This window comes from Hydrotalea lipotrueae (genome assembly GCF_019249625.1).
In the GTDB taxonomy this organism is placed as follows: domain Bacteria; phylum Bacteroidota; class Bacteroidia; order Chitinophagales; family Chitinophagaceae; genus Hydrotalea; species Hydrotalea flava.
Genome location: NZ_JAESDL010000027.1, coordinates 1 through 23,974, shown reverse-complemented (window position 1 = coordinate 23,974; position 23,974 = coordinate 1). Strand labels below are relative to the sequence as shown.

Annotated in this window: 17 protein-coding genes; 8 read left to right on the top strand and 9 right to left on the bottom strand. The window is 37.7% G+C overall.

The annotated features are described in order from the left end of the window. Positions 1 to 17: 17 nt before the first annotated feature. The 6 genes from JK139_RS13490 to JK139_RS13465 all read left to right on the top strand — a co-directional run bounded on the left by JK139_RS13490 (position 18) and on the right by JK139_RS13465 (position 5,494). The gene (locus tag JK139_RS13490; protein ID WP_228733238.1) at positions 18 to 809 is read left to right on the top strand and encodes an exodeoxyribonuclease III; all 792 of its coding nucleotides are present in this window, start codon (positions 18 to 20) and stop codon (positions 807 to 809) included. After that, on the top strand, positions 806 to 1,111 hold the full coding sequence (locus JK139_RS13485; protein WP_218331565.1) for a DUF4286 family protein: 306 nt from the start codon (positions 806 to 808) through the stop codon (positions 1,109 to 1,111). The genes JK139_RS13490 and JK139_RS13485 overlap by 4 nt, the downstream gene beginning before the upstream one ends. A gap of 298 nt (positions 1,112 to 1,409) precedes the next feature. Further along, on the top strand, positions 1,410 to 1,679 hold the full coding sequence (locus JK139_RS13480) for an HU family DNA-binding protein (RefSeq protein WP_068246313.1): 270 nt from the start codon (positions 1,410 to 1,412) through the stop codon (positions 1,677 to 1,679). Between the two features lie 86 nt (positions 1,680 to 1,765). Next, positions 1,766 to 1,879, top strand: a complete 114-nt coding sequence (locus JK139_RS13475) for a 30S ribosomal protein THX (RefSeq protein ID WP_218331563.1) — start codon at positions 1,766 to 1,768, stop codon at positions 1,877 to 1,879. A 271-nt stretch (positions 1,880 to 2,150) separates the two neighbouring features. Continuing rightward, on the top strand, positions 2,151 to 4,187 hold the full coding sequence (locus JK139_RS13470; protein WP_218331555.1) for a M13 family metallopeptidase: 2,037 nt from the start codon (positions 2,151 to 2,153) through the stop codon (positions 4,185 to 4,187). A 176-nt stretch (positions 4,188 to 4,363) separates the two neighbouring features. Then, on the top strand, positions 4,364 to 5,494 hold the full coding sequence (locus JK139_RS13465) for an acyltransferase family protein (RefSeq protein WP_074419563.1): 1,131 nt from the start codon (positions 4,364 to 4,366) through the stop codon (positions 5,492 to 5,494). Position 5,495: 1 nt separating this feature from the next. Here the strand turns inward: JK139_RS13465 and JK139_RS13460 are convergent, their stop codons facing one another. Further along, positions 5,496 to 6,365 carry a formylglycine-generating enzyme family protein gene (locus JK139_RS13460; protein ID WP_176713008.1) on the bottom strand — a complete coding sequence of 290 codons (870 nt, stop codon included), beginning with the start codon at positions 6,363 to 6,365 and terminating at the stop codon, positions 5,496 to 5,498. A gap of 112 nt (positions 6,366 to 6,477) precedes the next feature. On the opposite strand from JK139_RS13460, the gene typA reads away from it, so the two are divergent. Together typA and JK139_RS13450 are read left to right on the top strand one after the other, a co-directional pair. After that, the gene (gene typA / locus JK139_RS13455; protein ID WP_074418345.1) at positions 6,478 to 8,289 is read left to right on the top strand and encodes a translational GTPase TypA; all 1,812 of its coding nucleotides are present in this window, start codon (positions 6,478 to 6,480) and stop codon (positions 8,287 to 8,289) included. Positions 8,290 to 8,492: 203 nt separating this feature from the next. Continuing rightward, a complete protein-coding gene (locus tag JK139_RS13450) occupies positions 8,493 to 10,664 on the top strand; it encodes a TonB-dependent receptor family protein (RefSeq protein WP_218331553.1) in 2,172 nt (723 codons plus the stop codon). Positions 10,665 to 10,821: 157 nt separating this feature from the next. Here JK139_RS13450 and JK139_RS13445 read toward each other — a convergent pair whose 3' ends face one another. The 8 genes from JK139_RS13445 to JK139_RS13410 all read right to left on the bottom strand — a co-directional run bounded on the left by JK139_RS13445 (position 10,822) and on the right by JK139_RS13410 (position 23,651). Beyond that, the gene (locus JK139_RS13445; protein ID WP_218331551.1) at positions 10,822 to 13,890 is read right to left on the bottom strand and encodes an efflux RND transporter permease subunit; all 3,069 of its coding nucleotides are present in this window, start codon (positions 13,888 to 13,890) and stop codon (positions 10,822 to 10,824) included. A 150-nt stretch (positions 13,891 to 14,040) separates the two neighbouring features. Next, positions 14,041 to 14,991, bottom strand: coding sequence for an efflux RND transporter periplasmic adaptor subunit (locus tag JK139_RS13440; protein WP_218331543.1), 951 nt, complete (start codon positions 14,989 to 14,991; stop codon positions 14,041 to 14,043). 6 nt (positions 14,992 to 14,997) lie between these two features. Further along, positions 14,998 to 16,239, bottom strand: a complete 1,242-nt coding sequence (locus tag JK139_RS13435) for a TolC family protein (RefSeq protein WP_218331541.1) — start codon at positions 16,237 to 16,239, stop codon at positions 14,998 to 15,000. Continuing rightward, complete coding sequence (locus tag JK139_RS13430) at positions 16,239 to 17,513, bottom strand: sensor histidine kinase (RefSeq protein WP_218331539.1); 1,275 nt, start codon at positions 17,511 to 17,513, stop codon at positions 16,239 to 16,241. The genes JK139_RS13435 and JK139_RS13430 overlap by 1 nt, the downstream gene beginning before the upstream one ends. Positions 17,514 to 17,563: 50 nt before the next feature. Then, complete coding sequence (locus JK139_RS13425; RefSeq protein ID WP_068246340.1) at positions 17,564 to 18,244, bottom strand: response regulator transcription factor; 681 nt, start codon at positions 18,242 to 18,244, stop codon at positions 17,564 to 17,566. 173 nt (positions 18,245 to 18,417) lie between these two features. After that, complete coding sequence (locus JK139_RS13420; protein ID WP_218331537.1) at positions 18,418 to 19,899, bottom strand: SusD/RagB family nutrient-binding outer membrane lipoprotein; 1,482 nt, start codon at positions 19,897 to 19,899, stop codon at positions 18,418 to 18,420. Positions 19,900 to 19,918: 19 nt separating this feature from the next. Continuing rightward, positions 19,919 to 23,179, bottom strand: a complete 3,261-nt coding sequence (locus JK139_RS13415) for a SusC/RagA family TonB-linked outer membrane protein (protein WP_074420548.1) — start codon at positions 23,177 to 23,179, stop codon at positions 19,919 to 19,921. 82 nt (positions 23,180 to 23,261) lie between these two features. Then, on the bottom strand, positions 23,262 to 23,651 hold the full coding sequence (locus JK139_RS13410) for a hypothetical protein (RefSeq protein ID WP_218331535.1): 390 nt from the start codon (positions 23,649 to 23,651) through the stop codon (positions 23,262 to 23,264). Positions 23,652 to 23,974 lie beyond the last annotated feature (323 nt).

The following is a 23,974-nucleotide window of genomic DNA, read 5'->3' as shown; positions in this document are numbered from 1 at the left end:
AGTTAAAAAATTGAACCATGGCAACAAAAAATATGCGCATTATTTCTTATAATGTAAATGGCATCCGTGCTGCCATAAAAAAAGGTTTTGTGGAATGGCTGCAAACCGACCCTGCTGATGTAATTTGTTTACAGGAAACCAAAGCCGTTAAAGAAGATGTAGACAGCAGTGCTTTTGAAACATTAGGCTACCATACCTATTGGTTTTCGGCGCAAAAGAAGGGATATAGCGGCGTAGCGGTTTTCACCAAAATAAAACCCGATGCTGTTTTTTGGGGCCACCAAAAAGAACAAAGCGATTTTGAGGGAAGGGTAATACGATTAGATTTTGGAGCCATTACGTTAATCAATGCCTACTTCCCATCCGGCACCAGTGGCTCTGAACGGCAAACCTATAAATACCATTGGTTAGATGAGTTTTTAGATTATTTAAAAACATTACGCCAAACAAGGCCGCAATTAATTATTACCGGCGATTATAATATTGCACATACAGAAATAGATATTCATGATCCGAAAGGCAATAAAAATTCATCGGGATTTTTACCGGAAGAAAGAGCCTGGATGGATACCTTTTTAGCAACAGGATTTGTAGATACATTCAGACATTTGCATCCCAACGAAAAAGGTGCTTACTCTTGGTGGAGCCAGCGTTTTCCTTCCGTACGCCTGCAAAACAAAGGCTGGCGTATTGATTATATTACCATAACCAACAATTTAGCCGATGCATTAACCGAGTCCGCCATTTTACCTGATGTAAAACACAGCGACCACTGCCCGGTATATGCTGCATTAAAACTGAATATATGATTATATACAACGTAACCTCGCACGTAGCAGCGCCCATACATGAAGCATGGCTGCAATGGATGAAAGAAAAACACATTCCATTGGTAATGCAAACGGGTTGCTTTTACCAATACCAATGGGTAAAGGTTTTGGAAACTGATGAAAGTGAAGGATATACCTATGCCATACAATATTATGCCAGAGAAATGCGTGATTTTGAGCAATACAGACAGCATCATGCACCGCAGTTAGGAAAGGATATTGCGGAAACCTGGGGCGATAAAATCACTAATTTTCGCTCATTAATGCAGGTTGTGCATTGAATGTGGAAAGCTTTTCTGCACCTGTTTTTTCATTGAACAAACTTCCCTATATTTCTCCTAAACCCTTACTACGCCTCATTTCTTGCGCACCAATCGCTAAAATCATTGCCAGCACTGTATTTCAGCAAATTTTTATTCAGAGTAAAATAAGAGCACTTTGTTCTATTTTGTATCAAAAGCCTTATCAATACAGGATTTTGGGGCAAAACCTGTGCTTAAAAATTGAGAAAAATTATTTTGTTAATTGCCAAAAGCCTATACATTTGTTTTTGTTATTTAACTAATTAAACAATCATCTATGAACAAGGCTGAATTAATTGCAAAAATTGCAGAAGATGCTGAAATCACTAAAACACAGGCAAACGCTGCTTTAGATTCATTTGTTGAAGCAGTAACCAAAACTTTAAAAGGTGGCGGTAAAGTAACTTTAGTAGGTTTTGGAACTTTCTCTGTTTCTAAACGTGCTGCCCGTACAGGCCGTAACCCACAAACCGGTGCACCTATTAAAATTAAAGCAAAAAAAGTTGCCCGTTTTAAAGCAGGTAAAGAATTAAGCAGCAAAATGTAATTTTCTGCACTACAGAATTAAATCCTGCTGTTTCAGCAGGATTTTTTATTTTTGTTCCTCACACAAATATTAAAAATTATTTCATTATGGGTAGAGGCGACAAAAAAACTGCGAAAGGAAAACGTTTTAAAGGTTCTTTCGGCAAAAGCAGACCACACAAAAAACAAAATGAAAAAAAAGAAGTGGTAAAAGTTTCCTAACAAATCATTCAATGCAGGCTGTCTCTATGTTAGACGGCCTTTTTTTTATAACTACACTTCCCATCCATTCTGCGGCAACAAATATTTTGTTACCACAATTAGTAATTTTTTTAATGCAGGCTTGTATATCTTCCATTTTTTTTAATGCCATCACTTCCCACTCATCAACTTTTTAGGCAGTCAATATGTTTTTGTATTACTTTAGAATTTCATTAAAAGGAATTGCTGTGTGGTAACCATTACCGGCATTCCATTCACAAAAACCATGCACATGAATATTGTAAAAACAGCGTTTTGCAGCGCTACGTTAAGCGTTGCATTATTCACCGGTTGTAAAGAAAAGCCGGCAAAGCCATCGGCATTTATTGACCTGAGTGCCATTGACACATCGGTAAAGCCGGGTGATAATTTCTTTTTATATGCAACCGGCAATTGGATGAAGAAAACATCCATTCCGGCTTCAGAAGTAGGTGCCGGCTCTTTTCTGGATTTGTATAACCGCACCAAAAACAACATTCACACCATTTTAGAAGAAGCAGAAAAAAATCCGGGGCAGGCAGGCAGTATTCAACAAAAAGTAGGCGACTTTTTTGCATCGGGTATGGACTCAGCTAAAGTTGATCAGTTGGGCTATACGCCCATTCAGCCTTTTCTTACTGCCATCAGCAGCATTAAAACCCCCGAAAACATGATTCAATATGCAGCTCAGGCACATACCCGCGGCAGCAATATGCTATTCGATTTTGGCGTGTATCCCGACGATAAAAACAGCATGGCTACCATTGCCGTATTTGGGCAGGGTGGCTTAGGTTTACCCGACCGCGATTATTATTTTAAAACAGATGCTGCTACTCAGGCTGTAGTGGCTGCATATAAAACTTACATGCAAAAGTTATTGATGCTAACCGGCACCGATAGCATTACCGCAGGCAAACAGGTAGAACTGGTGTATGCATTGGAGAAACAAATGGCAGAAAGCCATAAAACCAATGTTGCCCTGCGCGACCCGCAAACCAATTATCATAAAATGGCGGTAAGCCAACTTGCCAAAACAATGCCCAATTTACAATGGCCCATGTTGTTAAAAACATTAAATATTCAGGTTGATTCAGTAAACGTACAGCAGCCCGATTTTTTTGCCAAACTCAATCAATTAATTGTTACTCAGCCCTTAGGCACCTGGCAGTTGTATTTGCGCCTGCATACCATTAACAGTGCAGCACGTATTTTAAGCGCCCCATTTGTACAGGCATCATTTAACTTTTACGGGAAGGCATTGAGCGGACAAACACAAATGAAGCCCCGTTGGGAAAGTGTTTACCGTACCATTGACAGCCAAATTGGAGAAGCTTTGGGACAATTGTACGTAGAAAAATATTTTACCAAAGAAGCCAAACAACGCATGGATGCATTGGTACATAATTTACAAACCGCCTTTGCACAAAGGATAGACCGCTTAGACTGGATGAGCGATTCAACCAAACAAAAAGCCAAAGAAAAATTACAGGCATTTATTAAAAAAATTGGTTATCCCGACAAATGGAGAGATTATAGCAAAGTAAATATTGACCGCAATCATTATTTTAACAATGTAATGGCAGCAGAAGCCAACAATTATCAATACATGATACAGAAATTGGGCAAGCCGGTAGATAGAACAGAATGGGAAATGACACCCCCTACCATCAATGCTTACTACAATCCATTATACAATGAAATTGTATTTCCTGCCGGTATTCTGCAATTCCCTTTCTTTGATCCCAAGGCCGATGATGCCATTAATTATGGCGGCATAGGCATGGTAATTGGCCATGAAATGACCCACGGTTTTGATGATCAGGGTGCGCAATACGATAAAGAGGGCAACCTGAAAAACTGGTGGAGTAAAGCCGATTACGATCAGTTCAAAAACAAATCGCAACAAGTTGTTCATTTGTACAATGGATTTACGGTATTAGATACCGTGCATGTAAACGGCTCGCTTACCACCGGAGAAAACATGGCCGATATAGGAGGTATTGCCATTGCCTATGATGCATTTAAAATGACTAATGAAGGACAGGACAGTACCCAAAAAACAGATGGCTTTACACCCGACCAGCGCTTCTTTTTATCATTAGCCCAAATTTGGCGTTCTAAAGAAAAAGATGCTTACACCCGTAGGTTAATTAATACCGATCCCCATTCACCTGCTATGTATCGGGTAAATGGCCCCTTAATGAATTTTACCCCTTTCTACAAAGCATTTCATGTGGTGCCGGGCAATAAAATGTATTTACCCGAAAACGAACGGATAAAAATCTGGTAATCTTTTCATACGCATCCCAACATTTGCCGGTTCTTTATTCCCGAAAGAACCGGCATTTTTTTGCAATTACGCAAAGGTTTGTGCATTAAAAAGGGTATAATTTAATGGCCACTTGCATTGTTTGCGTTTTTTATTGCTTATTTTTAAGCATCCCTAACCACAAACCAACGATTGCTATGTTAACCCCCACACAACGCTTTACTGCCTTAGATATATTCAGAGGCATGACCATTTGTTTCATGATTATTGTAAACACCCCTGGTGGTCCATTATCGTATGCGCCGTTACAACATGCCCACTGGAATGGATTTACGCCAACCGATTTGGTATTCCCTTCTTTTCTTTTTGCGGTAGGAAATGCCATGAGTTTTGTAATGCCCAAATGGGCAGGCAAAGCCAATAGCTGGGTAGTAGGCAAAATTTTAAAACGCACCCTGCTCATTTTTTTATTGGGTTACCTGATGTATTGGTTTCCTTTTTTTCACTTTGATGCACAACACCATATACAAGCAGCACCATTTGCCAACACACGTATTATGGGTGTGTTACAACGGATAGCCCTTTGCTATGGCATTGCATCGCTGCTCATTTGGTTTTTAAAACCTAAAACTGCTTTATATATTGGCATTGCCCTATTGTTTATTTACTGGGCCATTATGTATTATTTGGGCGACCCTACCGATCCCTATGGCATGACTACCAATGCAGGTTATTACTTAGATGTTTGGTTAATGGGCCCCAACCATATGTATCATGGCGAGGGGGTTGCCTTTGACCCCGAAGGCTGGCTTAGCACCATTCCCGCCATTGCCAATGTAATTGCAGGTTATATGGCAGGCGCCTTTATTCAGAAAAAAGGAAATACGTATGAAACCCTCACCAAATTATTATTAGCAGGTTTTGGATTATTTGTATTGTCGTATTTCTGGAACTTCTCCTTCCCCATCAACAAAAAATTATGGACCAGTGCATTTGTATTGCATACCGTTGGGTTAGACTGTATGATGATAGCTGCCGTTATGTATTTTGTAAGCTTCAAAAATTTAGGCGAAAGTAAAATCAGCTATTTCTTTCAGGTATTCGGAAAAAATCCGCTATTCATTTATCTGTTGTCAGAACTATTGGTAACGGTATTTTACATGATTCCCATTGAAGGATACCATGGCGTTATTCAGTGGTTGTACACAAACATATATAGCCATGCAGGTGCCTATTTCGGCTCGTTTTTGTTTTCTATTTCGTATATGCTGCTTTGCTGGCTGGTTGGTTATTATTTAGACAAACGCAAAATTTATGTGCGGGTATAAATTATTGATCGCTAAACCCTTTTACCGGTTTTCGTTTTTTTGGTTTTTCATTTTTCCGGTTAAAGGGTGCAGCGGTTACAACTTCGCATACACACCGAAACCCTAACCATCGATTGGGGCTTTTATACGACATGCGTTCTTTAACCGTACAATATGCTATTGGCAAATCGTAATGCCCGCCTTTGGCTACCCCTTTTTCGGCAATCATTTCACCCACATTGCCAATCATATTGTAAATACCATATTGATTGGGGATGGAAAAACTAACCGGCATAATATCGCGTTGCCCCACCCGAAGGGAATCATCATCCGGATAACGGCAATTAAAATTTTTAACAGAATCGCCTTTATACAGGCTGTAAATACCCGTATAACCATAGGGATATTTTATAGAATCTAATTTCCCATTGGCTGCCAACTCCCATTCAGCCTCAGTGGGCAGGCGGTAGGTAACACTTCTAAAAGGAGGATGCGGCATGCGTGCCAGCAATTCATTTACCCGGTCGGTACGCCAGGCACAGAATGCTTGCGCCTGTTCATAACTAATACCTGCCATGGGATAATTATTGTAACTATTGCTGCGATAATAGGTTTGAATAAATTCTTCCCCTCTTTGCCGGTAAGAAATCCATACCAGCGAGTCGGGCAACATAGCGGCATAGGTAGCGGTATCATTCTCCCGGCCCAATAACCATCCTTCGGCAAAATCTTTCCAGTTGCTCACACTAATTTCATAAGCATCGATGTATAACCCCGGTTTCAGCAAAACAGTACCCGGCGGGGTTGTTACCTTATCTCCATTCACAGCTTTTTGGGTAACAAACGAAAGGCCAATGGCACTTACGAACAGCATAATTATCCAACGTATCAATAGTATTATTTTTTATAAAGTTAAGGCATTCCGTATTAACAGCAGGTTAACTAAAAGATGAATAGCGGTAAACCCATTGTAAAACCTTACCTTTGCAGCCTTAAATTTTTTTATGGATATTAGAAATATTGCGATCATTGCACACGTTGACCACGGAAAAACCACATTAGTAGACCGCATACTACAGGCTACCAAGGTTTTTAGAGACAATCAGGAAACCGGCGACTTAATTATGGACAGCAATGATCTGGAAAAAGAAAGGGGCATTACTATTTTTAGTAAAAATGCCGCTGTTACTTATAAAGACGTTAAAATCAATGTAATTGATACGCCCGGCCACAGTGATTTTGGCGGTGAAGTAGAACGAGTATTGAAAATGGCAGATGGGGTAATATTATTGGTAGATGCTTTTGAAGGCCCCATGCCCCAAACCCGCTTTGTATTGCAAAAAGCATTGCAATTAAATCTGCATCCTATTGTTGTTATCAATAAAGTAGATAAACCCAATTGCCGCCCCGATGAAGTGCATGATGCCGTATTTGAACTCTTCTTTAACTTAGATGCTACTGAAGAACAACTGAACTTCCCAACTTATTATGGCAGCGGTAAAAATGGCTGGTTTAATGACAGCCTAACCCCTACTGAAGATATTTTCCCGTTAATGGATGGCATTTTAAAACATGTACCACCACCTACCATTCAGGAAGGTTCATTGCAATTACAAATTACATCATTAGATTACTCTTCTTTCTTAGGCCGAATTGCAATTGGAAAAGTAACCCGCGGTACCATTAAAGAAAACCAGAACATTGCATTGGTGCAGGCAGATGGCAGCATCAAAAAAAATAAAGTAAAAGAATTATACGTTTTTGAAGGAATGGGCAAACGCAAAGTAACGGAAGTATTGTGTGGCGATTTATGTGCGGTTGTTGGTCTGGAAGATTTTAACATTGGCGATACCATTGCCGATACTGAAAATCCCGAAGGATTACCCATTATCAGCGTGGATGAACCTACCATGAGTATGATGTTCAGCATCAATAACTCACCCTTCTTTGGTAAAGACGGAAAGTTTGTTACCTCTCGCCACCTGCGCGACCGCCTGATGAAAGAAACAGAGAAAAACTTAGCCCTTAGAGTAGAAGATGCAGACAGTGCCGATAGCTTTTTGGTATTTGGACGGGGCATTCTGCACTTAGGTGTATTGGTTGAAACCATGCGCCGCGAGGGATATGAATTAACCGTGGGAAACCCACAGGTATTGGTGAAAACAGTAGATGGCAAGAAGCATGAACCTTATGAAATTTTAGTAGTAGATGTACCGGCTGAATTTAGTGGTAAAGTAATTGATTTGGTAACCCAACGCAAGGGTGAAATGCTGGTGATGGAAAGCAAAGGTGAAATGCAGCACTTAGAGTTTGAAATTCCTTCAAGAGGTTTAATTGGTTTGCGTTCACAAATGTTAACCGGCACTGCAGGTGAAGCTGTAATGGCACATCGCTTTAGTGAATACAAACCCTGGAAAGGGCCTATTCCCGGAAGAAACAATGGTGTGCTGATTGCTAAATTTGGCGGTACCACTACTGCCTATTCTATCGATAAATTACAGGATCGCGGCCGTTTCTTTATTGAACCCGGCGAAGAAGTATATGCCGGACAAATTATTGCCGAGCATATTAAACCCGGCGATTTGAATGTAAATGCAGTAGAAGCTAAAAAATTAACCAACCACCGTGCCAGCGGTAGCGATGATAGTGTACGCATTACCCCAAAAATTCAATTAACATTGGAAGAATGTATGGAATACATTCAGCAGGATGAGTGTATTGAGGTAACGCCTAAAAACATCAGAATGCGTAAAGTGGTGTTGGATGAAGAAGACAGAAAAAAAGTAAGCAAAAGAATGGGTGCTGAGGTTGAATAAATAATTAAATTTTAAAAATATATAAAAAACAGCATTTATAAACTATTGCTGTTTTTTTTGCATCAAAATAATACAATATAAGAATAATTTTAATAAAATATATTTTAGTAGCTCATTTTGAATTCCAGATATCGTAAACAGAATTTCCCGATACAGTTATTATATCATTGATTTCGCAATTTTCTTTGTGAAAAAAAAATCTCATGAAGAAAATACTTCTGCTACAATGGCTTTTATTACCCATTATTTTATTCTCACAAAAAATTGACAGCATAAACGTACACACACTTAAAAATGTTTCAGTTATTGGTTTTAAAACCGTTCGCGGAATAGGTCACATGCCAGATTTTAAAGATGGAATTATTTATGCCGGTAAAAAAAGCGAAGTGATTATGGTAGATAGTTTGGATGCAAATAAGGCTATCAATAATACCAGACAAATTTTAGGCAGGATACCCGGATTAAATATTGTTGAAACTGAAACAGGTGGCTTTACTGCAAACGGAATTGCAACAAGGGGGCTTAACCCTATTCAAAGCATTGAAATGAATACCCGCCAAAATGGTTATAACATTAGTGCTGATATATATGGATACAATGAAGCCTATTACCTTCCTCCTATGGAAGCAGTTCAAAGAATTGAAATGGTAAGGGGTGCAGCAGCATTGCAATTTGGCGCTCAATTTGGAGGTTTGGTAAACTATATTACAAAAGATGCACCTGCCAATAAACCCTTTGAATTTTATACTTCGCAAACTGCAGGCAGTTATGGGCTTTTCAATTCTTTTAATTCAATTGGAGGTAATTTTAAAAAACTATCATATTATGCTTTCATCCAATATCGCTATATGGATGGGTACAGACCTAATAGTAAACAATGGCAGTTATCAGGTTTTGGAAAATTGCAGTATAAAATTTCTGAAAAGCTGAATGTTACAGCAGAATATTCTTTGCTTCGTAATACCATACAAATGCCGGGGGGATTAACAGATAGCCAGTTTCAGGCTAATCCCAGAATGTCAACACGTTCCAGAAACTGGCTGAAAACGCCTTGGAATATTGTTAATTTATCAATGAATTACAATCTATCTAAAAACAGCATAATTAGTATAAAGAGCACATATTTATATGGGAATCGTTCTCTGGTATGGAGAAACGAAGATGGTGGCCCGGCTGCCCAAGATACAATTGACCCCATTACAAATACCTATGTTCCTAGAGAAGTGGGGATACAAAATATGAAAAACATCACAACAGAATTCAGATTTTCGCATCAATACCAATTTGTACATCAACAAGCAACTATTTCAGGAGGTATCAGACATTCATATGCATGGTTAAAAAGGCTTGGGGGAGGAGAAGGAACTACCAACAGTGATTTTGATTTATCAATCCGGGGCGATTGGGGTTATAACTTAAATTTTACCACTACAAACATCGCTCCCTTTATTGAAAATATTTTTAAGTTCGGTGATAAGCTGTCCATCATCCCCGGTTTTAGATTTGAATATTTAAACAGTACTGCAACTGGTTATAAAACTACTAATGGAACAAAACAAAATGTTTTAGAAAACAGATCAAGAACTTTTCCATTGTTTGGCATGGGCATTTCATATAAAACAGGAACCTACACCAATATTTACGGTAATATCAGCCAGGCATACCGGCCTATTGAATATAGCCAGTTAGAACCATTCGGAATAACATCCAGAATTGACCCCAATCTAAAAGACAGTTATGGCTTCAATGCAGATTTAGGTTATAGAGGCACCATTAAAAATTATTTTAATTTTGATTTGGGTGTTTTTTATCTGGCTTATAATAATAGAATTGGAGTATTAGTACAAACAGACCCAAATACCGGAATGGAATACTCTGTACGCAAGAATATAGCGAATAGTGTTCATAAAGGTGTTGAGAATTATTTGGAATTTAATATTTTAAAATACCTGAATGCACAATCAAAAACAGGACTTAGTATTTTTAATTCGTTTGCTTTCATTGATGCCAGATATACCACCGGAGAATTCAAGGGCAACCGGGTTGAAGCTGCTGCCAAGACTATCAATCGCACTGGAATTATTTTTAATAACCCCCATTTTTCAGCAACTTTTCAGATAAATAATATTGGTGATGCTTACGGTGATGCTTCAAATGTAAAAACAAGTACTGACCCAATTGCAGGTTATATACCTGGATATACAGTTGCTGACCTCAGCATGACATATACCATCAAAAAAATTGCAATCAAAGTGGGTGTGAATAACTTAACTGATAAATCATATTTTACACGAAGAACTGATGAATATCCTGGACCAGGTATTATTCCTTCCATTGGAAGAAGTTATTATTTTGGATTTTCAACTCAATTTTAAATTTCCTGATAAAGGTAATTCACAACAAATAAAAAAATTGAGCCCAATACAAAATATCCATTTTCATAATTGGCTCAAATTAAAAGAGGCTATCTCAAAAGCAAGAGAAAGCCTCTTTTTTATGAAATTACCATAACAGAATTCTGTTTTTTATATTCTACATTTCTTCTTCCTGTACCAAAGGTTTACTGTTCTTATATAACAAATGCAACAAGCTTGGTAACACTACCAATAACAAAGGCAATGCTACAATAAATCCGCCAATTACAGCAATGGCTAAGGGTTGGTGCATTTGTGCTCCAGTACCAATACCGAGCGCCAAAGGCGTTAAAGCAATAATAGCGCCCAACGCCGTCATTAATTTGGGCCTTAACCGGGTAGAAATGGAATAAATAATCGCTTCATCTACCCTGCCCACATTGGTTTTTCCTTTTAATGAATCCCTAAACTGCAAATAAGTAAAAATGGCATTCTCACCTATAATACCCACAATCATGATGAGACCGGTATAACTACCCACATTTAACGGAGTATTGGTGAGGTAGAGTGCCAAATAACTGCCACTGATACCCAGTACTGCTACCAATATAATAATCAATGCAATTTTTACATCTCTGAATAAAAACAATATGACCCCAAACACCAGCAAACTGGCTGTAATTAAAATTACCAGCAACTCTTTAAACGACTGCTGTTGCTCTGCATAAGCACCGCCATAACTGATAAAATAACCTTGCGGCAATGCTACTTTTGCGGCCACTTTTTGTTGAATTTCCTGCATGGTACTACCCAAATCGCGATTATCTAACCTTGCAGTAACTACCCCCATATTTTGCAAATTTTCTCTTTGTATTTCTGCATCGCCACTACTTAATGCAACTGTGGCCAAATTAGTAATAGGTATTCTTTTCCCATTGGGAAGAAAAATGAGTGCTTGTTTTACCTGTGCTACCGATAATTTGGCACTGTTTGGATAAATAAACCGAATATTACTTAACTGTTCCTTATCAAATACACTACCCACCACATTGCCTTCTAAAGCACTCTGCATTTGGTATTGAAAACTGGCAGGTGTAATACCATATAGCGCCAAGGCGGTATAGTTAGGTGTAACCACCACCGACGGCCCAGCAATAACAATACCATCAAAAACATCAGCCGTTCCCTGAACAGTATTCAGCACTGCAGCCACCTGTCGGGACAGCTCTTGCAACTTCGACTGATCATTCCCAAAAATTTTAACTTCTATTGGCTGTACCGATGTCATTAGATCGCCCAGCATATCGGTAATTACCTGCCCAAAGTCAATTCGCAAAGCCGGTTGCGTTGCTTCTATCTTCAACCGAATATCATTAATTACCGCTTCCGTGGTCCGGGTTCTGTTTTTCTTTAATTGTATCAGGTAATCTCCCCGATTGGGTTCTGTGATAAAAAATCCCATTTGTGTACCGGTTCTACGGCTATAAGCTTCTACTTCAGGCACTTTTACAATTATTTTTTCTACCTGCCTTAACATCCGGTCTGTTTCTTCCAATGAAGTACCGGGTGGTGAACTGTAATCCAATACAATACTTCCTTCATCCATATCGGGCAAAAAGCCGGTAGCTAATTTAGGATATACAACATAAATGGAAGCACCTAAAATTACGATGAACAATATACTGATATAAGGTTTACGGATAAAAAAACCCACCCATTTCTGTTGCTTTACTTCATGGCCATGTTTTATTTTTTTGCCTACTGCATTTACAGACGCATTGCGGGTAAACAACAAATACAAAACAGGCAACAGTAACCAGGTTACAAAAAATGAGCAGACTAAAGTAATAATCATGGTATTGGTCATTACTTTAAAATAAGCACCTGCAACACCACTCATCAATACAAAAGGTAAAAAAATAACGATGGTACTTAAGGAAGATCCCACCATGGCAGGAAATAAATAATGAATGGCTTTTTGCAACAGGGTATTGGTGGATTCGGCAGGATGTTCTTCGTGGGTGCGATGGATTTGCTCCACTACTACTATCGCATCGTCAATAATTAGACCGATAGCAGCCGCCAGTGCGCCCAGCGTCATAATATTTAATGTTTGTCCGATAGCATACAAACAGATAATAGTGAGTAAAATTGTAACCGGTATGGTAAACAGAATAACGGTACTGGCTTTCAGTGAACGCAGAAAAATAATAGCCACCACTATTGCAAGCAATAACCCTATCCATAAACTATCGCTTACACTTTTAATGGCATCTTTTACAAAATTGGCCTGCTCATAATAAGGATGTATGGTTACATCGCGAGGCAGTATTTTTTTCAGATCATTCAGTTTGGCATCCATATCGCTGCTTACCTGAATTAAGTTGGCATTGGGCTGTTTAATAACAGCCAGCAAAATACCTTCCCTTCCGTTTGCATTGATTTTGATATACTCCTTCGCTTCACGAATTTGCACATCGGCTATATCCTGCAACTGCACAATGCGCTTACCATTATTGCTGATAACAATATGTTGTAATTGATCTTTCGAAACTACCGATGCATCGGTAAGTGATAAATACAATAAATGATAATCGGCCAGATAGCCGTTCGATTTGATGAAATTGGTCTGGCTTAATGCATAGTTCACCGAATCGGGAGTAATACCCAATGCCGACATTTTATCGGTATTCACAATTAACCAGTATTCTTTTGTTTTTCCGCCAATAACCCGCACCTCAGAAACACCGGCTACCTGCGATAAAAAGGGTTTAATGGTATACAAAGCCAGCAGCTTCATATCAATGGGCGATCGGGTGTTACTTTCCAAAGAATACCCAATTACCGGCAAAATGGAAGGATTCATACGTTCCACCGTAATTTGAATACCAGGCGGCAGCGTATTCATAATTTCTGTAATTCGAGATTCAATTCTTTGTTTACTCACATCAATATTCGCATTCCAATTCAGAAAAGCAGATATTTCGCAACTTCCCCGGCTGGTAATGCTGCGTATCATGTGCAAATCAGGCACCCGCTTTACAGCATTTTCCAACTGTCTGGTAACAGTAATCATCATTTTATTCACCGGCTGCTGTCCGGCATCAGCTATGATTTTAATTTTTGGAAAAGTAATTTCAGGAAATAGTGAAGATTGCAATTTGCTGTAAGCAAACAATCCGCCCATAATGATAATGGCCATAAAAACAGCCAAAGGACTTTTATATTTTACAAAGAAATTTTTCATCCAAAAAATATTTAAAATTTGCAAAGCACCTTGACCTTACAAAAAATTAGAAATAATTTTTATTACTTTTCTGTTATACTGTACTTGATTTAGAGCTTCATTTCAATACAGTATTCTGAAAAAACTGACTTGCCATACATGAAATATTACTTATTCTTTCAATGGAGTTGACAGAATCATCACTTTTGCAGTATCCGGCAAACCGTAATTCCCTTTTACAAGAATACTATCGGTAGTTTTAAAAGCAGGGGTAATTATTTCCACGGCATCATTCGTTTCAACACCTTTTTGTACCTGTACTTTTATTGCAGTAATGCTATCTATCATTTTCATTACCCAAAAATTACTTTGCACTTCATCGCTTAACACGGCTGCTTTTGGAAGCGATAATGTATTCATTTTTTGAACTTTTATCAGGTTTACTTTAGCAATTAAATTTTCTGGTATTTGTTTATTGGTATTTACCCTGATGATGAAGTTTTGTGTTTGTGCCGCAGGATCTACTGTAGGTAACGGAGTACCCATTGTACCTGTTAGTTGTGTACCATCGGGTAATAATAAATGTACCATTTTATTTTGTGGAAGATAGGGCTTCAATTCATAAGGCAGGTCTAATAAAAACACAAAACTCCTGTTATCGGTAATTGCTGCCAATGGCTCTCCATCTAACACATAATCGCCAGCATGGTAATTGAGCTGGGTAATATAACCATTCCCCGGTGCATGTATGGCAATGGTTCCTGAAAACCGCAAAGAAGTATCTAATGCATTAATGGTATTACCCAATGCCCTTGCTTCTTTGGTAGTAATCACAAATAAGGTTTCGCCCTTTTGTACATATTGGCCCAAATGAATATTTACCTGTTGTAAATAGCCGTTGGCATTGGCTTTCACAAAACTCTTCAATAAAAAAGCAGAAACAGCATTCAGGGTAACAGTTTCCTGCATCATACCCTTAATAGGATGGGTAATGGTAACCGGTGTGCCGGTAGCGGCATCGGCAACAAGCGTTGTATTTGCATCGGGGGTTTTCTCTTTGCAAGCCTGCATTACCATAGCAAATGCAAAAAATGAAACAAGTATATATTTTTTCAACATCATAATTGTTTAGTTTCTGTTCCAGTAATTAATTTGGTTAATAATCTGTAATTTATTGATGGTATTTTGTGTAATTAAATTTTTCGCATTCAAATAATTGCCAATAGCTAAAATATAATTCGGCATCACTACATCACCGGTTTGCAGTAACTTCCGGTTTGCCTCAATTAATATTTGCGTATATTTTATTTGCGTATTGGTTTCATTAATCAGTTCCTGCACCGATTGTAGTTGTTGGGCCAATTGTGCAATTTGCTGCTGAAACTGTACTTTAAAATAATCGCGATATTGCTGACGGGTTTGTTCGGCAATGGCAATTTTATCGTGTTTCATTTTTCTTTGCTTCCCATCATAAATGGGCCATATAATCGATACACCAAAGCTGGTTCCAAAATTTTTATAAGCCCGGTAAGCAAAAGATGAGAGATAGCCCGCATCTGCATACAAACTAACTTTTGGTTTATAACTAAAATCAATTTGTGCATCACTGTTTTTCAGTTTTAAACTATCTACAAAAAACTGTTTGTAAAAAACTGTTTGTTCTATTTCCGGTGTTAATACCAGTTGAATATCTGGTTTTTGCAATACAGTGTAAGCCGTATCTGTTAAGCCGCATAAATAATTGAGCGTACCATATTCATTGCTAAACTGAATGTGCAATTGATGAATCAATAAATCCTGCTGCTGAATGGTTACTAAAAAACTTAAATAATCAGTTTGTTTGTAGATACCTGATTCGGTTAATTTTTTCAGAATCACTTCTTCTTTTTTCAACAAATCAACCAATTCTTTATTGAACTGAATTTGCTGCTGTGTGCCATAGGCCGTAATATATTGAGCAGTTATGGCTTTGGTAATATCCTGCTCTGTTATTTTACCCGCCACTTGTAAACTTTGATTTAACAGTTGAATAGCCTGTTGCTGGTTTTGCATGTTTTCTTTACCAATCAGCAGTTTGTTGGCAGTAAGTTGTTGCGCAACATTGGCACCGTTGGTAATGGCACCATCATAGCCCCAACCCTGATAAGAAGGCGCATACGTATTTACACTGATGGCATTAATTTGTGGTTGATAGATGGCATGAATACGAAGACTGTCTATGATATTGCTTAACTGTTGATTGTGGTAATCTTTCAAAAGCGGACTGTTTTCAATGGCGGCATTCACAAAAAATGGAAGGTTTTTTTGCTGTGCCTGCGCCCATCCCAAACATAGCAAACTGCCGATGATGACGAATAATTGCTTTCCCATTATATTTTCTCCTCCTGATTAACAAATTGAATAATAAAACAATGTTCGTTTTGCTCAAATGTATATTGTATATGCCATTCTGCCAATCGGCATATTTCATGTACAATTGCCAGGCCCAAACCCGTTCCTTCGGTTTGCTGCTGTGGCCGGTAAAATCGTTTAAATACCTTTTCTGTATCTAAACTACTCTGTGTAGCTGTGTTACGAATGGTAAAACTATTTGCAGTTAATACAATGGTAATTTGTCCATTTTGTGCAGTATACCGAATGGCATTGTTCAGCAAATTATTGATGAGTATTTCTGTTAACTGTTGATGAAACAATACTGTAACGGGTACCAATTGCCGTTGTATGGTTAATTGTCTGGCTTCTATAAAAGCAGCTTTTTCTTCACATTTATTCCGGATAATCTGATCTAACTGTACTGTTTCATTCAATGCAAACTGATTGTTTTCAATTTTAGCCAACAGCAATAATGACTGATGCAGTTTAATTAACTTCTGCATATTATCGTCAATGGCCATCAGTTGTTGAACACCAAGTTCATCTAAATTATTTTGCTGTATCATACTTTCAATAGAAGAACGGATAACGGCCAGCGGTGTTTGCATTTCATGTGCTGCATTTTCGGTAAAAGATTTTAAAGAACGATATTCGGTATAAATGCGTTGCGACATTTCATTTAAACTACCATTTAGCAAATGAATTTCAGTTATAGGGCTGCCAGGCAACTGCAAGGGTTGCGATTGACCAATTTTGTATTCGCGAATGGCCGTAATCGTTTGTTGAAAAGGTTTAAATAATTTATTGACCAATTTTCTGTTCACAAAAAAATTCAGTACCAAAAGCAAAGTAATCATTCCAAATGCCAATATGGCTATCAATTGCAATAAATCTTCCGTTTCTGCCTGCGATTTATTGACTTGTACCAAATAATGACGATTACCTACCTGCAAGTGAAATTGCAATTGCCGTATTTCCCGCATTTCCTGCTCAGCCTTATTAAATGCAGTTATGGTTCTGAATTTGTGTTTAGGCAATGCAATTACGTTACTGTCTACAATAATCCATTGGTTTTTGGTATTTTGTATTACAGGTAACTGATGATATTGCTGCACATAGGCAGAAACTTCCTGTTGTTCAGCCTTCAGGCTTTCATCTAATTGCCGAATGAGCACATATTGCAAAACGCCATAAAAAGCAATACTACCCATTAAAAGAATAATAATAGCAGTCAAGGTATTAAAGCGTTGATACGCGGCAAATGATTTCATGATTGCGTACGATTCGTTTTTAGTTGATCATATTTAAAATGATACATGTATTAGTCAACCTGCATTTTATATCCGGCACCATAAATAGAACGAATACAATCTTCCCCGCCAGCTGCCATCATCTTTTTACGTAAATTTTTGATATGCGTGTAAATAAAATCATAATGATCGGCCAAGTCCATATCATCGCCCCACAAATGCTGGGCAATGGCACTTTTAGACAATACCCTGTTTTTATTCACCACAAAGAACAGCAGCAACTGGTATTCTTTCTGTGTTAACTCAATTTCCTGCTGTTGTACCGTAACTTTTTGTGCAATGGTATCTATGAACAGCCAGTTGCCAATATTCAGGATATTATGTCCATCCATTTTTTTTCGCCGTATAATGGCTGCTACCCGCATACTTAATTCGGGTAAATGAAAAGGTTTGGTTAGATAATCATCTGCCCCCAATTGCAGACCGGTAATTTTATCATCTAATGAATCTTTGGCTGAAATTATAATAACTCCGTCGTTTTTTTTGTTGGTTTTTAAATATTGCAACAGTTCTAAACCGGAACCGCCTGGCAGCATAATATCTAACACAATACAATCATATTCATACAAATCAATTTTTTCAATAGCATCGTTATAGTTGGTAACTGTTTCGCATAGATAGCCTGCTGCGGTTAAAAAGCCGGTCATGGTTTTGTTCAGTGTTATTTCATCTTCTATAATCAGTAGCTTCATAATGCAATATGATGTTTAAAAAAAGTCTTTCATTTTCAATATACAAATTAACCCATGAATTCTGAAGCAAATTTGAATTGTTGGCATAGCACTTTCAAGTTGGCTTATTATTCCAAGCATAAAAAAACCTGCTGCGGATGCAACAGGTTGTAGAAAGCAATTGGTATGGTACTTTATTTTTCCCACCAGGCTTTGTAAGTTGTTATTTCCTGGCCACCCATTAATTGAATTTCTGCATTATAATTTTTTGTATTAATATTTTTTTCAGAAGTTGGATATAAAAACCGGGTTGGTATCACTCCGTTATTTAAGTTAACAGAACCACCAGGATCAAATGCAGGAAATCCTGTTCTTCTGTATTCAATCCATCCTTCAAAACCATTGTTAATATTAGCCAGCCATTTTTGGGTAATGATTTGTTTCATTGAGTTAGCCATACTGCTGTTATCAAAAGCTACGCCGGCATGGGTTAAATAATTGGTTGCTGTATTGGGGTCAATACCAATTTCGGCATAAGCACCCAATACGCCGCTGTTATAATAGTTTTGTGCACTGCCGGCAATAAAACCTTTTAAAGCTGCTTCTGCTAATATAAATTGCTGCTCTGCATAAGTAATAATTCTGGCTTTAATTAAATTAACGTTGGTTCCTTTTGTAAAACTACTATTGAAGTTAGAAGCCTGAGCTGTTTGAGAGTTGGTAGCATCTACCACCAATGGCAATCCGCCGTAATTGGTAAAATTAAAAGGTGCACCACTTGCAGTAAGCGAATTGGGAGCAAAATATGCCATAATTCTGGCAGTATCTGTAGTGTTTACAAAAGTATTATACAAAAGGTTGTTCATGTATTTTACCTGAAAATCACCTGTACGCTCTGTTAAGCTCACAAAGTTATAAGGGGTTGTAGTTGGCAATGCCAAAGTACCACTTTGTGATGCATTTTGCATAATGGCACCATCATTTACAATGGCCTGCATTTCTGCACTTACGCTTAATTTAGAAGATACCCGCAATAAATATCGCAAACGCAACGCATTAATGAATCTGCGCCAGGCCATGGTGTTTGAATTGAATAACATGTCGCCACTAATTAAACCGGAAGGATTGGCTTTTAATAAACTATCGGCTCTTCTCAAAGAAGGGATGATTCCTGCAGCAGGATCGGTATACACTGTTTGCTGATTATCATATACAGGTGTGTATACACCGGATGCACCTTGTAAGGCTTGTGTAAAAGGAATATCGCCCCACAATTCGGTTAATTGTGCAAATGCATAAGAACGCAAAGTTAATGCAGCAGCCTGTAATAATGGATTGTTTTGCCTTACTGCCAGTCCATATAATGTATTGGCATCTCTTGCAGTTTCATATAAAGGAATCCAATAGGGTTCATTGGTAACGGGTTGGTAACGGGTTGGCTGGTCATAGTAGGATTGACTGTACGTCATGTATTGATTATACCCATTACCGAGTGTCCATACAATATTTGCATTATTGTAGAACAAAGAAACAACAGTATTGGAAAGCAAAGTAGTGGCATCCGGTTTTTCCAAATTATTCGGATTGATATTTACCGTTTGTAATTCTTTAGAACAGGAACTAAACAGCAAAATTGCTATCATTAACTTGCCTGTATTCAAAAATATTTTTTTCATAAATCAATGTTTTATTTAATTAAAAGTTTAATCCTAACGATAAACCCATACTTTTGGTAGAAGGGATACTTAAAAATTCTGTACCAGGTAATATTTGTTGTCCTCTTAATGCCAGTGTTTCAGGATCTACATCTTTATTTTGGGTAAACTCTAATATATTTCTTGCTACAAATGAAAGATTCATGTTGGCTTTAGAAGTAGCACCAAACAAATTCTTGAAAGTATAACCAATTCTAAATTCTCTTAATTTAACATAGGTAGCATTGTACATAAAGGCTTCGTTATTCGAAGCATTATAATATCCATTGTAATAAGTTGCAGCATCTACCCTAACATTATTAGGTACATATTTTCCGCTGGCATCCTGCATCACACCTTTACCAATAATACCTGTTTCTCTGCCGGGTAAAGTTTCAACCGACATACCACCGGCCAAAACCCCCAAAGCAGTGTAGGAATAAAATTTACCGCCCTGGTGCCAATCCCATACAAAACTCATATTGAAATTTTTGTAAGTAAAATTGTTGGTCCATCCCAACACAAAATCAGGATTATAATTACCCAATAATGAATTTTGACTGGAAGTAAATTGAGGTACGCCATTTTTATAAACAATATTTCCCTGAGGGTCTCTTACAAAAACATTCCCATACATATTACCAATTCTTTGACCAACAACCGCATCATATTGAATAGCACGGAAGTAGCGGTCGTACTGTGTTACCTGTGCATATACATATGTATTGATACCATCAGGCAATGCTGTCACTTTTGAAATATTATGACTAAAGTTCAAATTCATATCCCAGTTAAAACCATTGGGCGTTTTAGAACGAATGGGTGAAGCATTGATCATAATTTCAATACCCTTGTTGTTAATAGATGCTCCATTTACATAAGCATTTGAATAACCTGAGGAAACAGGGATAGGCAATTGCACTACTTCATTTTTGGTATTGGAATTATACACTGTTGCATCAATACCAATTCTGTTATTCAGGAAACGGGCTTCAAAACCTGCTTCTGTGGTAGTAGTAGAAGAAGGCAACAGATTGTTGTTGGCCAGTACATTATTGCCTGTTGTTAGCGGATAATTGTTGAATGGGGTATTGGTAAGATAGGTATTGTTAATAGAATAAGGATCCGCATCGCGGCCTACTTTGGCAACAGAGGCTCTTACTTTTAAATATGAAATAGCAGCAGGCAGCCTTACCATATCAGATACAATGGCACTTAATGAAGCAGAAGGATAAAAGAATGAATTGTGATTTACCGGTAAAGTACTGGATATATCATTTCTACCGGTAACGTTTAAGAACAACAGACCTTTATAATCAACATCTGCAAAACCGTAAGCACTGTATACTACTTTATTAAATTGTTGAAAAAAAGTAGGCAACTGGCTTTGCGCATTTGAGAAATTGTATAAACCCGGGGTAATTAATGTGTTGGCAATATTTCTATTATATGATACATTCTGCATAAATCGGTTACCCCCTACTGATGCGTCAAAATTCCAGATATTGCTGTGTTTTTTGTTATAGCTAACTAAGAAATCGGTATTGTTTTCAAAATAATTAATATCATCCGTTCTAAAGCCACCACTGGGGAAACGAACAGTAGTAAACGCACGGTGTCCTTCTCTGTGGTCGGTATAATAATCTGTGCCGGTACGCACCATTGCTGTCCACTGTTTATTAAACGCATATTTCAATGAAGCGTTTCCAATTAAACGGTTTTTATTAAAACTATTTACGTTGTCATACATTGTTACATAAGGATTGTCGTGGTTATTCCAGTAACGAAACTGATTTAAATTGGTACGACCTGTTTGCCATTGTTTTTTCAAAGAGTTCAAATCAATGTTAATTGGCATGCCATAAACCCCAAAGTAAGTATACATTACACTTTCAGAACCATACCCAATATTGGGCCGATTGCTGCTGTTGCTGTTAATGAAATCGATAAAAACATCTGAAGTCAGCTTATCACTATACTTATGCTCTGTTCTTAAAGAAATACCATTCCTTCTTAAATCAGTATTTGGTAAAATACCTCTGTTATATAAATTGCTGATAGAAAAGTGATAACTTCCCTTGTCACTTACACCACCAAAACCAATATTATTTTGGGTAGTGATACCAGTTTGTAAAAAATTTTTAAAATGATCGGCATGGCCAACCCATGGTGTACCCTGTGGCGTTAAACCCGGATTAATGCTACGTGCAACCAAATCGGCCGCCTGATAGGGTGTGCCTGAAATAGGACTATCAAATTGCACCACATTTAAGGTTGGATCAAATTTTAAACCCCAATTCGGTATATTGTTTTCATTAGAAGCACCGCCATTCTGATAAGTATACGTACTCGGATTGCCGGATAAAGGATAAGCATTAATACCTGCACCATATTGATTTTGCAAACGAGGTAATTTTAAAGGCGTTTCAAATGTTGTTGTTGAATTGAAACTAATGCCTTGCATTCCTTTTTCGGGTGTACCTTTTTTTGTAGTCAGTACAATGGCACCATTGGCTGCTCTTGAACCATATAATGCTGCTGCTGTAGAACCTTTTAACACGGTTACTTTTGCAATATCGTTCGGATTAATTTCTGCTGCGCCATTACCATAATCTACCTCAGCCCATGTACCCTGATTAGCTGAATTTTCTATGGCATTGTTAAAATATGTTTCATTATTTATAGGCACCCCATCTACTACAAACAAAGGTTGATTGGTGCCGCTGAATGAATTTTCTCCCCTTATAACAATTCGTGATGTAGAACCAACACCAGCACCGCCATTGGTAATATATACACCTGCAATTTTTCCGCTTAAGTTGTTAATTAAGTTGGGATCTTCCGCCTGAGTAATTTGACGGGTATTTACCGATTGTACTGCATAGCCCAATGCTTTGGATTGTTTACTAATGCCCAATGCGGTTACCACCACTTCATTCAATGATTTTACTTCTTTCTGTAAGGCAATGGTAATGTTCTTCCTGCCCCTTAATGGAAATTTTTCGGGTGCATAACCCACATATGTAATTATTAAAACAGCATTGGCATTGACACTCAGGGTAAAATTACCTTGTGCATCCGTAACTGTTCCTTTTTGAGTTGTACTGATAGAAACACTGGCACCCACAATAGGTGTTTGATCCTGTGCATCCAATACTTTACCGTTAATAATGTTGATGTCCTGTGACTGGCCTGCCACCGGTACAATGGCCATTAAAAGGCAGATGATAAATGCTGTTAGCACTGTAAAATTGCTGCGCATAAATAAAGGTTTGTTTTAGTAGTTGATATAGAAAAAATATAAAAGTTAGAATGGAAAAATGCCTAAGTGGCAAGTGCTTGCATCAAATTCTGAGTGAACCAATGCGAAAAAGTAATGTGGAATGTAATGTGCTTTTTGACGGAAAAAAAACAGGCAAGCCATATAAGATTGAACAAACAGATACCGGCATTTTACAATGTACCATTGATACCTGAGAATAACATGGATTCAAGTCCCTATCCGAATCATCATCGCCATCTATAACATCTTGAATGATGGCTAATGGCGTGGGCAGTGAATGTTGTGAAGAAAAAACGGATAAAAAGGCAGGTGATTTTTCCTGCAGCGAGAAAAAAGTATGATTCACTTTTGAAGGATGCAATAAGGCAACTGCTTTTACTCCTGTATTTTGCAGTAATACAAAGCAAAGCAACAATAAACAATTCAGTAGTCTGTTATGCATAGGTTTCATCAGGTCGCAAAGCTAACAGCGCATGATTGTATGGTTGAAATAAATGAGATTAACAAATTGTAAACATTTAGCAAAACAACCAAAAGGTTACAATTTGTTAACATTGACTTTCTACATACAGCAAAAAACCTGCTGCAGTTGCAACAGGCTGAAGAAAACGAATGGCCAGCTAAAAATAGCAGCTATGAATGTAACACTGCTTAGAAAAAAATTTTTATGCTTCCATATATTCAAACCAAAAAACTTTAATTAATTCAAGTTTCCTATTTTAAACGATTGCTTTTACTTGAAAAGCTAAAACGAATAGTAATATTTTAAGTAAG

Excerpts from the sequence above, each read along its gene's own strand:
- JK139_RS13490 (WP_228733238.1), top strand. The coding sequence starts at position 18 with ATGGCAACAAAAAATATGCGCATTATTTCTTATAATGTAAATGGCATC.
- JK139_RS13485 (WP_218331565.1), top strand. The coding sequence starts at position 806 with ATGATTATATACAACGTAACCTCGCACGTAGCAGCGCCCATACATGAA.
- JK139_RS13480 (WP_068246313.1), top strand. The coding sequence starts at position 1,410 with ATGAACAAGGCTGAATTAATTGCAAAAATTGCAGAAGATGCTGAAATC.
- JK139_RS13475 (WP_218331563.1), top strand. The coding sequence starts at position 1,766 with ATGGGTAGAGGCGACAAAAAAACTGCGAAAGGAAAACGTTTTAAAGGT.
- JK139_RS13470 (WP_218331555.1), top strand. The coding sequence starts at position 2,151 with ATGAATATTGTAAAAACAGCGTTTTGCAGCGCTACGTTAAGCGTTGCA.
- JK139_RS13465 (WP_074419563.1), top strand. The coding sequence starts at position 4,364 with ATGTTAACCCCCACACAACGCTTTACTGCCTTAGATATATTCAGAGGC.
- typA (WP_074418345.1), top strand. The coding sequence starts at position 6,478 with ATGGATATTAGAAATATTGCGATCATTGCACACGTTGACCACGGAAAA.
- JK139_RS13450 (WP_218331553.1), top strand. The coding sequence starts at position 8,493 with ATGAAGAAAATACTTCTGCTACAATGGCTTTTATTACCCATTATTTTA.
- JK139_RS13445 (WP_218331551.1), bottom strand. The coding sequence starts at position 13,890 with ATGAAAAATTTCTTTGTAAAATATAAAAGTCCTTTGGCTGTTTTTATG.
- JK139_RS13440 (WP_218331543.1), bottom strand. The coding sequence starts at position 14,991 with ATGATGTTGAAAAAATATATACTTGTTTCATTTTTTGCATTTGCTATG.
- JK139_RS13435 (WP_218331541.1), bottom strand. The coding sequence starts at position 16,239 with ATGGGAAAGCAATTATTCGTCATCATCGGCAGTTTGCTATGTTTGGGA.
- JK139_RS13430 (WP_218331539.1), bottom strand. The coding sequence starts at position 17,513 with ATGAAATCATTTGCCGCGTATCAACGCTTTAATACCTTGACTGCTATT.
- JK139_RS13425 (WP_068246340.1), bottom strand. The coding sequence starts at position 18,244 with ATGAAGCTACTGATTATAGAAGATGAAATAACACTGAACAAAACCATG.
- JK139_RS13420 (WP_218331537.1), bottom strand. The coding sequence starts at position 19,899 with ATGAAAAAAATATTTTTGAATACAGGCAAGTTAATGATAGCAATTTTG.
- JK139_RS13415 (WP_074420548.1), bottom strand. The coding sequence starts at position 23,179 with ATGCGCAGCAATTTTACAGTGCTAACAGCATTTATCATCTGCCTTTTA.
- JK139_RS13410 (WP_218331535.1), bottom strand. The coding sequence starts at position 23,651 with ATGAAACCTATGCATAACAGACTACTGAATTGTTTATTGTTGCTTTGC.